Origin of the sequence: Bifidobacterium gallicum DSM 20093 = LMG 11596 (assembly GCF_000741205.1) — a bacterium.
Classification (GTDB): domain Bacteria; phylum Actinomycetota; class Actinomycetes; order Actinomycetales; family Bifidobacteriaceae; genus Bifidobacterium; species Bifidobacterium gallicum.
Map to the genome: position 1 here is coordinate 1 of NZ_JGYW01000003.1, position 14,400 is coordinate 14,400.

Below are 14,400 nucleotides of genomic sequence, written 5' to 3' on the forward strand. Positions count from 1 at the left end.
CCATGCTGGAGTACAAGGCCGCATGGTACGGACGCGACATCGTGGTCATCGACCGCTGGTATCCCAGCAGCCAAATCTGTTCGACCTGCGGGAAGAACACCGGCCGCAAACCGTTGAACGTCAGGGCATGGACGTGCCCGCACTGCCACACGACCCATGACAGGGACGTGAACGCCGCGAAAAACATCCTCGCCGCAGGGCTTGCGGTGAACGTCTGCGGAGACCAACGCAAACACCACAACAACTAATCACGTTGTAGTGCGAAGCGTAGTCTGTGAAACAGAAACCCTAGGCCGCGAGGCCAAGGAATCCCCCGCCTCTACAGGCGGGGGAGGATGTCAATTTTCTTTCACCCACCCAGTTGCCTGCACATACCAATGCGTCACTATATTTGCAATTGACTGTATGGAGTTGTGAAAAATTAATGTCCATATATGGAGCGCTCTCGCATTTTCGCGTCAATTTCGGCTAGACTGGCCATATCGCAATTTCGTTACGAGCGAATAATTGTGGGGATGACTATTTACATAGCCTGCAGCATTAAGCCTCAGGGGTGGGGTTTAGCGCAGCGGGCCCCTGACATGGGGATGAATCCATAACGTAGTGGATTCTTCAGCCGGGCAATGGAAGGGATAATCCGTACTTCGGTACATTCCGGCAACTGCACATTTGACGTCAGCTGGGGAGTTGGGGTCACACAACCCGCATTGGGGGTGGGGAACATGGCCAAACATGGCAAGCCGAACACTATGCACTTGTTGTTCCATAGGGTACGTATGGTATGCAAAAACATTGGTATGCGCACAACCCATGTGGTCGCGCTCGCGCTCGCCACGGTGCTGTGCCTGTCAACGTGCCCGGCTCGTGGTGTGGAAGTGGTAGATGATGCACCATCATCGATCACGCAATCCAGTGATGCACCCGGCACCAGCACTGCAAACAGCACGAATACCAACGCCAACGGCGCTCGCGCAGCCGACGCTGCCGCGCGAGACGCCGCCAATGGGGAACCTGACGGGGAATTCACTACGAAAACCGACACGGTGTCGCCGTCGAGTTCGGTTATCAATCTGTTTGACTATTGGGAAGTGGCCAATGGCCGCGATACCCCAACGCCAGGATGGGGCCATGTGGGCCCTGGCGGTCCAACGAACAGTGACGAAGCGATCAACGCCGGTCATGCGTTCAAGTTCGTGCGTAATTCGGGCGATGGCAACGGTTTAGGTGAATTCAACCAATACACGAATAGCGCCAATGTGCGCCCGGGCATTGTGTCGAATCTGCTGAGCTATGGCTATCCGAAGCTGTCTGGTGAGAACGGGTTTGCGCCCGGCACTTCCGAGCAGGCCCGTAACGAATCATTGGACTATCTGTTCAATCCATTGACGAAAGTGCCTGATGGCCGTGCCACCTATGCGAATGTCAAGAACCTGTTCTCGTATACCAAAGACGGCTATTTGAGTTACAACAGCAATAAGCACTATGCGCAGTTCGATGAACACACGAACTCGTTCATATTGATGAATGAGCCTGCCTCATGCTCCCAAAGTTTTGATGGGCAATTCTTCCCATTTGACGCCCCCGCAAAAATTGCAGGGCATCGCAGTGAGGGCAACGGTTGCCAGGCTGGAGACATCAACCATTTCTTTGGTATCAACATCATTGCGCGCTTTGTGCAACGCAACGGTGGTTTCGCCGATGCACAGCACAAACAGCGCACAACATTCAGCTTTTCTGGTGACGACGATGTGTGGGTGTTCGTTGACGATGTGCTCGTGGCCGATTTGGGTGGCTTGCATAATGAAGCGTCCGTGGCCATCGATTTTGTGAACGGCCATATCACGGTCAACAATCGGTTCGAGGGCACGCTGAAGAGCAAATTTGAGGATGCAGGCCGTGTGCAAGGCGTCGAGTGGTCCACGACGGATCCCACGTTCGCCGATGAGACATCGCATACGCTGAAGTTCTATTACTTGGAGCGTGGCAGCGGCGAATCGAACATGCATATCGAATACAATCTCGTCGATATCCCCGTGACGTCGTTGTACAAAGTAGACCAGTATGGCGATCCGCTCAAAGGCGCCGTGTTCGCTACGTACCATGGGCGTCAGGAATACGACGACAACGGTTTGCCCGTGGTGGGGTACCTCAAAGACGGTACGGACAATGATTACGTGGCATGGCCTGCTGGAGCCGTGGTGGATCAGCAGACGGGCAACGTCTATGCCGACGAGGCCCAGCAGAATCTGTTGTTCACACCCACGTACAAAGCTGTTACTGACGATTTTGGAGAAATATTATTTGCCAATGAAAACGGAGCCCTCTCGGTAGGTGAGTTGAAGCAACTGCTGGGCGAGGAATTCGTGTTGCGTGAGCTGTATGTGCCGGACGGATACCGCACGGTCAGTGATGATGCCGTGTTGTATTTCGCGGGTGACATGCTGCAGTCGCGTGACCCGTACGGCACGGGAGTGTGGGCGGCGCCGAGCTCGCTCGTGACGGCCACGAACAGTTTGTATCTGATCAATGGTGACTCACAACCCACACCGCAACCGTATTACACGCTGAACAACGCGGGTGAATACGAATCGGAAGGCACGCTATTTGCCGTTGTGCTCAAGCGTAACGGCGCCGCGTGGACGGACCTGCAAGAGGGCGGCGACTGGACTCCGGTATACGGCAATGCCGATATGGGATATAAGGAAGCATCTCAAAAGGGCGTGTCGGGTGCCGTGGAAACGGTCAAATATATGACTGGCATGATGGACGGCGTGAGGCGTGGCTACCCGGAGTTCACGGCGCGTGCCAACGGCATGCAGGGATTGTTCTCGAATCTGCCGGGCTTTACGACGCAGTACTACTCGTATGTCGAGGAAGCCTATTTTGGCGGCGACTCGGGCAAAATCGCGGATATTCTGCAGGTGTGCGCAACCAGTGGCGGCACACAGCCCCTGGCCTCCTGCCAAGAGGCCATTAATCAAGGTGTGACGCGCGAGCAGCTTGAAGCGCTCGATTCAATTGAGTATTACGTCGGCTATTTCTGGACGGAGGAACACGATATTGCAAGCGCTAAGGAAGAGAACACTTGGCGCGTGCATTCACACCGCAACTCGGTGGAGGGGCTGAAGGACGACGAATTCATGGGGTTCGACGTCAAATGGGGATCCACAATCAAGGTGCCGAACGTTGAAAACCGCCTGATTGTGCAGAACCATGTGTACCGCGAGATGCCGCGCCGCACCGATGGTGTGGATGACAACGATGCCTATAACGGCTCATGGTTCGCGATGTATCATGTGGGCGAAACGCCTGTCCAAGACGAAGGTTCGTCGCCGGTCATGTATTACTTGGGCAACTCTACGGACGGCTCGCAAACGAACGTGCCGATCTACTTGAATCCTGATCCCAAGCGCGACGGCCTGCTGACCGATGCCGCATGGATTGTGGATCGGCAAACAGGGCAGCGCGTCGGGAACATTGGCACGTATCTGATTGACCAGAGCGTGCAATCGGCTGATAGCACGCAGAACCCGCAGGCTGGAGACATCACGGTGACAATCGGTGACGCTACATACACGATTCCTGTGGCCAGGAACGCTGAAGGGCAACGCTGCCTGAAACACACGCTGCCGGCGTCCGATCAGGAAAACCCGATCAAAGACGATGGCGCGCTGTATTTCTCGAAACTGCTGACAGGCACATATGTGGTGCGTCAAATCACAGCACCCGTGAACCCGGATGGTGAGAAATACGCGATCAACATTGCCGAATCCAAAGTGGCCGTGGATTCCACAGCAATCTATGCAAACGCGGGTGGCGACCGTAACGGCGTGCTCGTGGGTAACGGCGTGGGCTACCTGGCCAAAACGCTGAACATGTTCGCATCCAACGACGCGATTGACGAAACATTGCGTTGGGTGGCTTCCTGCTTGCGTGTCAACGACGCGCAAACATTCAGCAAGTTCGCGCAATTCCTGGCCTCGTCCGACGAGTTCGGAGAGGCTCCCTGGGGCAAGCGCAGCGAGAATACGAGCCACACGGCCATCTCCTCCGACTCCACGACCACGCTGCATGAAGCGATGGTGACGTATTTGCAGTTCGCCCCTGACGCGGCCACCACGTTTTTCGACTACCAGCCGAACCCAAACCAGTCGGGCAACGGACGTTTTCAAACCACGGGTCCGTATGTGATGCAGCAGATGGCCTCAATTGACGGCGACCTGTTTGCTCGCGAAGCGCGTGATGGTGAATCCTCACCTGATGGTGATGCGGTGCCTGGTGCCGGCCAAGGCAATGCCGGCAATGCCAACGATTCATTGCCCACCATGGGGGACGGTGAGGGCAAGATGCGCCTGTACACCGATGAAGGCTGGAGCAAGATCGACATCTACCAGGACTATGGCTTTGGTTTAATGGAATCGCAGCGACAGCAGGCAAACGGTTCGCATGTCACGTATGCAAGCCTGTGGAACCGTGAAATCACGGGCTTGTTCTCGAACTCCACGTTCGTGGACTACTACAACTCACCCACGGCAGGCCCCGCCATCGTCAAAGTGAAGGCTGAGACGGAGCAGTGGGACAATGTTCCCGCCAATCCCAACGACCCTGACAATACTGACACGGTCCGAAAATTCGTGGACTACGAGACCAAACTGTCGGGCGCGAAGTTCAACATCCAACGCAAGTTCGACGACAGCTACCGTTATCTGACGCGCTCGTGCCCCGCTGAGCCAGAAGCTGATCCGGACCCGCAGCCTGAACCGTCAGACGACCGGTGCACCTACGACTGGGCGCCATCCGAGTCTGATTCCGACCAGGCCTACCTCTTCACATCTGATGAAGTCGGCGTGGTCTGGCAGAACATCCCGCTCGTGCCTTATGCGAACGGTGTCAATGTGCAGTACCGTCTCGAAGAGGTGACGCCGCCCACGGGTTACAAGGCACTGCGCTCGACAATCGACTTTGAACTCTACAACGTGCAAAACAGCGAGACGGGCGCTCAAGACGGTTCCGTCACGATGATCCGCTTCTCTGATGCCCCTGAGGCCGACAAGCTGACTGCACAGGTGAAGGATCCGGAAACCAACGAAACCAAGACCGTAGTCGCCGCGCGCATCGCTCCCGGCGGTATGACGATGTACGTGGGCAACTACCCGGACCCCAACCCACAGCCCGATCCTGATCCTGATCCCGCTCCCGGCGTCATGCTGCCGAACGCAGGCGCCACATTCATCTGGCGCACCGTGGCCGTGGGCCTCGTATTGACGGTCATCGCGCTCGCAATGTTGCGACGCGCCTTGCAGGAGGGTGGCAATTCGAGCGATTACTGACTAGACTGCATTGCGTCTGTGTTAATGCGGGTGACCGCACGCACAGGTTCACGGCAGCAGTCTCGCAGTAGGCGACTAACAACAGACGTACCATGAATATCCCCATCACGGAACGCTTCCGGTTCTTCTTCCCCTATCTTGCCGGAAGCGTTCCTTTTCTTATGCGCCTTCCTATGCGGCCTGTCTGCAGCGTCTCGCACCCCCCTCACATCCCCTCTTCTCACCTCAATCACGCTCTGACTCAATTTCCCACGCAATCACGAGAAAAAACGCTTGGCCAATGTCGCTGTAATGTCGCCGCGCACAGGCAAGATAGACGGCAGCGGCGCTGCAAAGCCGCTGCCCATCCGGAGGCGTCGATCCCCTCGCGGCAGAGCACTCAGGTTCAGTGACGAGGCTCTCCCGAGCGCCGGTGTCCGCTTCCGCATGATGATGACTTTTGGATTGCCTCCAACGTGCATCCTCCACGATGCGGCCACGGTGAGAGCGTGGCGTGAGACCGTTGGGGCCAGGACGTTGCGGCATGATTGCAGCATGCCGTGAGGAGCATTGTGCCCGCTACATCAGAACATGGCTTCGATCACACCGACGCCGACCAGCCCACTTCCGTGACGACCTCTTCTTCCGATACTTCCGCTTCTTCCGCTTCTTCGGCCAACACAGCTGACTTTGACGGTTCCGCTGCGACTGCGGCCACGTCGTCGGCCACTTCCACGCCGCGCCGCCGCCGCACAGGCCGCCGCGTGGTACGTGGTGCCGGAGCTGCCGGCGCCCAACTGCAGCTCAAGGTTGAAGACCATGCACTGCTCGATCCGCCGAGCCCGGCTCCCGCGTTTGAGCAAACGGCCGATCAGCCCGCGCCTCCAGCCCCGCCCGCCACTGCGGACCGTAGCGATGAGCAGGAATCCCAGCCGCGCCGCCGCACGCGCCGCCGTTCCGCAGCGCGTGAGCATGAGCAGACGTTCCGTGAGCCGCCAACTGCGCCGCGCCGCGCCGCATCCCAGTCCGATGATGCCGTGCCCGACCTTGCACTCGACGTGCTCGATTCGCTGCCTGCCATGCCGCGTGCGGCCCGTGGCATGACTTCACTGCTGTTCCAGGAGCCGGTGCTGCCCGCACAGCACTCGCGTTCGCACGAGGACCGTTCCGAAAGTGCATCAGAGCATCATGATGATTTCCGCGAACCCACACGTAGCTCCTCACGCCACCGTCGCCTGAACGCTCAGGAACGGCGCGCCGCCGCCGAAGTCGAGCAAATTGAGGAAGATCTCGAACTCGACGACATCACGTATTCGCCAATCGACGACGACACGGTCGATCAGCCGCGCCCTTCACGCCGCCGCCGTCGCGGCCAGTCATCGCGTGCCGACCGTGAAACGCAAGACAATGGTGAATCTGCTGCGCATGAGCATGCCCGCGACGAGCGTGGCCGCGCAGACCGTGAGCGTGAAGAGGAAGAGGAGGCGCGCAGCACTACGCGTCGCCGTCGCCGCCGTTCGAGCGCTGCGGCACAATCCGATGAGGACCAGGTGCAATCCGCCACTGCGGAAGACGACGAGGAGCAGCCGACCACGCGCCGTCGCCGCCGTCGCAACCGCCAGCAGGATGCCGATGATGCTGCCAATGAGCAGACCAAAGACACTGCGGCAGACGATGAGACCGATAACGCGGACCGTGCCCGGTCCTCAGATGATGAGGACGAAGGCGCCACGGTCACGCGTCGCCGCCGTCGCCGCCGGTCAAGTTCCAAGAACGCTGAAGACGAGCAGACCACCACGCGGCGCTCGCGCAAGCAGCAATATATGGACGAAATCACCGATGTGGAAGGTTCCACGAGGCTTGAGGCCAAGAAGCAGCGCCGCCGTGACAACCGTCGTGAGCGCAACCGCCAGAACCAGCTGCTCGAGCAGGACTTCCTGGCACGCCGCGAAAACGTGGACCGTCTGATGGTCGTGCGCCAGCGTGGCCGCCATACGCAGATCTCGGTGATTGAAGACAATATTTTGGTGGAGCATTATGTCTCCGATATCCAGGAAGTGGCCACGGTAGGCAACATCTACTTGGGCCGCGTGCAGAATGTGCTGCCAAGCATGGAAGCCGCATTCGTCGACATTGGCCAGGCGCGCAACGGCGTGCTCTATGCGGGCGAGGTGAACTGGGACACAACGCGTCTTGAAGGCCAGCCGCGCCGCATTGAACATGCGTTCCGTTCAGGCGACCCAGTGCTCGTGCAGGTCACGAAAGACCCGATCGGCCACAAGGGCGCACGTTTGACGAGCCAGGTCACATTGGCCGGCCGTTTCCTTGTGCTCGTGCCGTCGGGCGGCATGACGGGCGTGAGCCGCAAGCTCAGCGAACATGAACGTTCCAGGCTCAAGTCAATTGTGGCGAAGGTCGCTCCGAAAGACATGGGCGTAATCATCCGTACTGCTGCTGAAGGCGCTTCGGAAGAAGCAATCACGAAGGATCTTGAAAACCTGATGCACCAGTGGGAACACATCACAGCCAAGCGTGAGGAGTTCCGCAACGGCAAGCGTCCCAAGCTGCTGCAAGGCGAGCCTGATGTGGCGATCCGCGTGGTGCGTGACATTTTCAACGACGACTTCTCAAAGCTGATTGTGGAAGGCGAAACCGTCTACGAGCGTATTGCCGAGTATTTGGACACAATGGCACCTGACTTGAAGGCCAAGCTGGAGCAGTGGGATCCTGCCGAGCACCAGGGCAAGGATGTGTTCGACAAATGGCAGATTGACTCGCAGCTGCGCAAGGGCATGGAACGTCAAGTGTATCTGCCGAGCGGCGGCTCGATTGTGATTGACCGTACCGAAGCTATGACGACGATTGACGTGAACACAGGCCGTTTTATTGGTAAGGGCCGTTCGCTTGAGGAAACCGTCACGGCCTGCAACCTTGAAGCGGCCGAAGAAATCGCGCGTCAGCTGCGTCTGCGCGATATTGGCGGCATGGTCATGATTGATTTTGTGGACATGGTCATGCCGGCCAACCGAGATTTGGTGTTGCGCCGATTGCTTGAATGCTTGGCACGTGACCGCACGAAGCATCAGGTGGCCGAGGTCACGAGCCTGGGTCTCGTGCAGATGACGCGCAAGCGCATCGGCCAGGGCTTGGTTGAGGCGTTCTCCGAGGAATGCCCGACGTGTAAGGGTCGTGGGTTCATTGTGCATGACGAGCCGACGGTTTCAGCCGACTTTGAAGATCCATATGCGTTGAAGGGCGGCGATCCGTTCATCAAGACGAACAAGCATGGCCAGGGCACGGCCGTACATGCTCCCAAGGGATCGAGTGAATCGGTCAAAGCCAAGCTGGCCCAGATTGCGGCGGCGGCAGTGGCCGCGAACAGCGATGCCGAGGAAGCCGAGGACGCGATGGATGAAGCGGAGCAGGCCGAAGTCACGATTGAAAGCATCGAAGAAAACTAAACGCAAACGTTTGCACTAGGCTATAACGAGAAAGCCGGCAGCGGGTTGAACTGACAACCTGCTGCCGGCTTTTTCGTATGCTGTCCAGCATGCGGAACCGCAATATGATGGCTGTTTCATCGACAATCCCAATCAAATCAACATGTTGCGTTCGAGTGTGTAGGTAGAGAGGTGCGATTGTGCACAATATGTGCAATATTTTCACGATTCGCGGGAATGTGGGGCGCAGCGCGTCTGTTAAGTAGGGCAGATAGGCGCGAAGGTGCGTGATCGCAGTACATGTTGGGGTTCCTCTTGGTCGAGCAAATAGGGGGAAGTCCTGTGAAAGTCCTTCGCCGCAACAATCCAAATCGCTAGAATGGGTGGCATTAACTGTTCGCCAGTAGTAAAATCGTTCCCAGATTGTTCGCTGAGGAATGAATAGCGGGGGTTGCATGCTCCCGAGTGCCTTGATCGCGCAGGGAAGCGTTCTGTTGGCAAAGACCGTGCGAACGGTTGCAGAGAGAGCACTGCACTACCAAGGAGAGGTAACGCAATGTCTAGAAGGGCAACGTGGCTGAGCCGCAAGGTGAAGTCAGCATTGCTGCGTGAACGTGACGGCAGGCAAGGAAGTCCTGCCGTCACTTCTGCATGACTGCGTGATGAACACTCGCAGCAATCCAATTCAACACACAACACCATGGTTTCGAGGGGAGACCGAATGACCAACAACACAACAGGTGCGCTGAGGCGGCAACCACGTGTCTACGCGGCCCTAACGGCCCTAGCCATGATGCTCGCCACCGCCGTTCCTGCGTTGCTGCCGAGGACCGCACAGGCGAATGACCCGGTGGCGGGAATCTGCGTCCCAGAGGACATCACGCTCGGTGACGGCACCGATGGTGGTACCGTCGACACCGGCGTGGCCACGTGGGTCGGTCGCGACATGTATGTGGGCGCCCCTAAGGCGGGCATAACCAATTACGGCAGGAATAGCAACGAGATCAACGGCTCGTACGCAGTGGAGGCCGAAGGCACGACCCTCGTGGGCGGCAAGCTGGCCATCAACTCGAAGAAGGCCTCCTGGAGCAATCGCGGCTTCCGCTTCGGCATCGTCGGCTTCGGTGCACAGTACCGCCCGGCCGCCGGCAGCGATGCGCTCGTCGTGGCCGGAACGAATTCCAACATCACCCTCACGGGAACCTCGAACAACGGCAGCCAGACCGTGGATACGAATGCGTTAGGCTGGGGCCGTAACGCCCGTGGTTGGGTCGGTACGCTCAAGAGCGGTGAATGGAACTACGATGCCCGCATCAGCGGCAACAAGAGCCAGACCGTCTACGACTACAGCAACCAGTGGTTCGATTCCGTATACAGTGACAACGCGGCGGACGTACCTGCTTCACAGGTGCTGTGGAACCAGTCCAATCCGCTCTCCAACGTCAAGCTGAACGGTGCCAATGGCGCAACCGCGGATTACACGAACAACACGGAGACCATCCAGAAGCTCTCCCAGACGCTTGCTGCGATTCCGGCCACCGAGGACGCCGCCACACCGAAAGTCGAGAATGCCGGTACGTATGACAACGGCAGCCTGAACGGCACCTATACCTACAAGAAGTACAACAGCGACGATGGCGTGTACATCGGCGCGAACATCACCTTCTCGAACGATGGCGGGAAGCGCGAGAAGCTCATCGTCTTCGATGGCAAGAACACCGATGCGAAGACAATCGTATTCTTCCTGGATGGTTCGCAGCTTGCCGACGGTAACGACTACAACGGCACGTCGTTCATGTTCAAGAACATCCCCGACAACGCGTCCATCATCGTCAACGTGTCGGGTTCCGCTCCAATCTCCTTCCATAACGGTTGGCGTTTCTGGTGGAACGGCCTGCAGATTGGCAATGGCTACTACCTCAAGTCCAATAATCCCGCCATCCAGAAGGCCTATGAGCGTGCGGCCCAGGCGATCATGTGGAACTTCTACGAAACGAGCTACCTCAAGATCGAAGGTGGCGTGGTGACCGACGGCCAAGGTGTTGCCTGGGCCAATACCGGTCAGCCGAACGACCAGAAAGTCACCGTCAACGACGATCCCGCAGCGGCCATGATCGGCAGCATCCTGGTGCCGAACGGCTCCTTCGAGGACCATGTCACGACCAACGGCCGTGTCTGGGTCGGCCAGGACTTCATGATGTACAACCCGAGCGTGGCCAGAAACTTCGGTCCCGGCGTCGGCGAAGGCGATTCCGCGTCAATCCTCGACATGGACCAGGAACGCCACAACTTCCCGTGGACGGGTTCGCTGCACAGCGAATGCTCGACGATCGCCTGGAACAAGGTGGACGAGAGCGGCAAGCTGCTCGGCGGCACCCGTTGGGGTGTGTACGGATCGCTGGAGGACGCGAAGAACCGTTCGAACGGCATCTATCCAAACGTAGCGGACAACAACATCCCTTCCGGTGATTGGAACCTCGAGGACGGCAAGTTCCGCGTCAATTCGCTCGTGCCCGGTGCCGACTACTACATCCGGGAAATCGAGACGGTCACCGGATACAAGCTCAACGACAACATCTACGTGATCAACGCCGCGAACAAGGGTGACGTCGCCAATACCGCCATCAAGGCGGTCTACGACGGCCAAGGCAATGCGCTCACCGGCGACAATGCAGACAAGGGACTGGCCAATGTGTCCCCCGCGGATTCGTCCAACCCGATCGGCATCGTCAACCCGACCGAGGGCGGCCTCGTCAACTGGGGCAAGTATGCCGAGGGGTCCAGCCAGCCCTACAAGGGGCTTGAGGGCTCCGAATGGAACCTGCAGAAGGACGGCGACTCGGAATCGTGGACGATCACTGACAATACGTTGGCTGTTGCGGGCCTCAAGGTCTTCCACGGCGAGACGCTGGTCGCGGACAGCGAGACCGGCGAGATCGGCGCCGTCGTCGATGTCGCGGAGTTCCAGCAGCTGCAGCTGAACGCGACCGTGCTGCCGGCGAGTGCCGTGCAGAAAGTGACCTGGTCCTCGGACAACGAGAAGGTGCACGTCAATGACGGTCTCATCAACGTGACCGAGTATCCGGGGGACGATGTGCAGGTGCACATCACCGTCACGACCGTGGATCTCGACGCGAGCGGCAACCCGATTTCAGTGACGATTCCGCTGCGCATCACGCAGGCGACGGTTGAGTCGCTCACCGTCAAGAAGGGCAACGATGTAGTGGCGCCGAACGAGACCATCGACATGAACGTCGATGATACCGTGAAGCTGACCGCATCCGTCGAACCGGCGTATCTGCATCCCACCTTCACATGGACGAGCAGCAACCCCGGTGTCGTGACCGTCGATGCGAATGGCACCGTGCACGCCGAGGGAGAGGGCACCGCAGACGTCACCGTGTCCTGCAAGGGCAAGACGCAGACGATTCGTTTCCTCGTCGCCCCCAACCAATACCCGTTGACGGTCTACATCCAGTGGCCGGGCGCCAAGCCGACGTTCTACTGGTATGATGCACCTGGTGAAAGTGGGCCGGAGTGGGGTGTTGCCCCGTACATGGACCCGGTCGACTCCTGTGGGAACAACTGGTATTCGTATAATCTGCCCTTCGGCAGCGGCAAGGAGTTCAGTTTCATCATCAGCGACGACCACAATGGCGAAAAGAAATACGCCATGAGCCTCTCGGATACGAATGAGTTCACCGGTCTGGAACCACCGGGGGGCACGCAGGGTAAGTACACGGCCGTCAAGGCGATGGGCAATATGAGGGCGTATATGATTCAGAATGGTGAGCTCTCCGTGGGTGCGCCCAGCTGTGCCGCCGTGACCCCCTCACGGGCCAAGGCGCTGAGCGTCGCGCCGCAGTCCATGTTCACACAGCAGGACCTACATGTCTCGTCCAAGCCTCTCAACGAGGTCGGCGCCGAGACGATCCTGCGCGCGCGCAAGGCGCAGATGCGTGACGCCGCCAAGGATTCCACGCCGATGGATCAGAACTCACGGCCCGGCGAATTCTCGCTGGCTCTGGAGAACGGCACGTACACGCTGTGGGAGAAGACGGCCCCCGCCGGTTACACGATCAATCCGACGAGGTATCGGTTCACGATTACGGACGGCGTCGTGGAATGGATCGGCGACCAGAAGCCTTCCATTGTCGGTGCTGTCGGCTGGATTGCTGATTCGCCGACCACGGTCAGCTGGCAGAAGACCGATGCCGACAACGACGAACTGCTCGGCGGATCCCAATGGGGTATCTACGAGAAGATTGACGGAGCCGTCCAGGTCGAGCCGATTCAGCTGATCGAGGACTGCGTCGCCAATGACGCGGCGGCGTGCGCCACGCGGTATGCGAACCAGAAGTATTACGATGCCAATCCGGCGAAGGGCAAGTTCAAGGTCAGCAAACTGCCCTCCGGTTCCTACGTACTCAAGGAAATCGAGGCCCCGACAGGCTACGAGCTCCTTGAAAACGGATACCCGTTCAAGATCGATACCACCAGTACCAATGAAAATGATGTGAACATCGAAATCGGGGCCTTGAAGAACCAGAGGACCCTTGGTAGTGTTACCTGGAGCAAGGTCGACGCGGAGGATACTTCGAAGCTCCTTGCTGGTTCTGAATGGACGCTGACTTATAAGAAGGGCACAGAAGATCAAGTTGTCCTGAATATCGAGGATTGCAATAGTAAGTCTGGATGTGAGGCGCTTCCTGCTGATGGAGCAGCGTGGAATGCGACTGGTGGGAACGTGGTATATGACTTCAATGGCACGTTCAGTATCAAGAATCTGCCGTGGGGCAGCTACGAATTGGTGGAAACCAAGGCGCCTGACGGATACTACCTCGATGCCACCGAGCACAAGTTCACGGTCGGACCCGATACCAATGAAACCGTTGAAACCATCAAGTTGAACTGGGATTTGGGTTCCATCCGCAACGAGCCCGGCGTCGTGCTGCCGTCGGCGGGTGGCGATGGACAGGCTGTGTGGGTGATGTTGGCGGGTGCGCTGGTGTTGCTCATGGGCATGGGGTGCGCGGTGATCGTGAATCGTCGTCGTGTGTGACCTCGTGGCTCGGACGGGCAATCGAGTGATCGGTTGATTCGTCTGGGTTGATGCCTGGCTGATATGACTGATGGCCGCAAGAGTTGATGCTCTTGCGGCCATCAGTCGTTTGTGGGGTGTGTGCGACTAGGTTAATTGGCTTCGAGTTTGAGCCGATTATGCAGTCACCGGTCGTTTGTGGGTGGGCGAGATCGTTGGAATATCAACGTTTTCTGAGGTTGTTGTGGCGTTATGTGAAGGATATGTGACGATTGGTGAAATCACTGGAATTTTCTTGACGCGTGTGGCATTGTATATATTGCTTTGCGAATCAAGCAATCGGTTGATTACTATTGGTTACTGAGTAATCAACCTCCTTTGGGAGAGGGGCGCATGCCCCGGCCTCATGGCCATACATGCGCCCCTCTCATCTTCTCCCTTCCACAATCCTTACCTTGATAGGCATGAAAGTTTACTGTGCCTAGTAATAGGAACGATTGTGCCCGCACGAGAGTTAGACAACTTCTCCCGAACAACTGCAATCAACTTGTGAAAATTTGAAAAAATACTTGGTCTCAGGTTGCAAAGTTCAATCTCATAGCTTAGACTC

Annotated in this window: 4 protein-coding genes; all 4 read left to right on the forward strand. The window is 57.9% G+C overall.

Translation table 11 applies throughout. The features are described from left to right. Positions 1-248: zinc ribbon domain-containing protein (locus tag BGLCM_RS02215; protein WP_044084607.1), on the forward strand; the 248-nt coding region annotated here is incomplete at its 5' end. A gap of 549 nt (positions 249-797) precedes the next feature. Beyond that, on the forward strand, positions 798-5,330 hold the full coding sequence (locus tag BGLCM_RS02220) for a hypothetical protein (protein WP_148401463.1): 4,533 nt from the start codon (positions 798-800) through the stop codon (positions 5,328-5,330). 743 nt (positions 5,331-6,073) lie between these two features. After that, positions 6,074-8,770 (forward strand): Rne/Rng family ribonuclease, encoded by a 2,697-nt coding sequence (locus tag BGLCM_RS02225; protein ID WP_006294978.1) that lies wholly within the window; start codon positions 6,074-6,076, stop codon positions 8,768-8,770. 700 nt (positions 8,771-9,470) lie between these two features. Beyond that, positions 9,471-13,811 carry a SpaA isopeptide-forming pilin-related protein gene (locus BGLCM_RS02230; RefSeq protein WP_006294977.1) on the forward strand — a complete coding sequence of 1,447 codons (4,341 nt, stop codon included), beginning with the start codon at positions 9,471-9,473 and terminating at the stop codon, positions 13,809-13,811. The last annotated feature ends 589 nt before the right edge of the window (positions 13,812-14,400 follow it).

What these genes read in the sequence shown, in the direction of transcription:
- BGLCM_RS02230 (WP_006294977.1), top strand. Translation starts at nt 9,471, where the DNA reads ATGACCAACAACACAACAGGTGCGCTGAGGCGGCAACCACGTGTCTAC.
- BGLCM_RS02220 (WP_148401463.1), top strand. Translation starts at nt 798, where the DNA reads ATGCGCACAACCCATGTGGTCGCGCTCGCGCTCGCCACGGTGCTGTGC.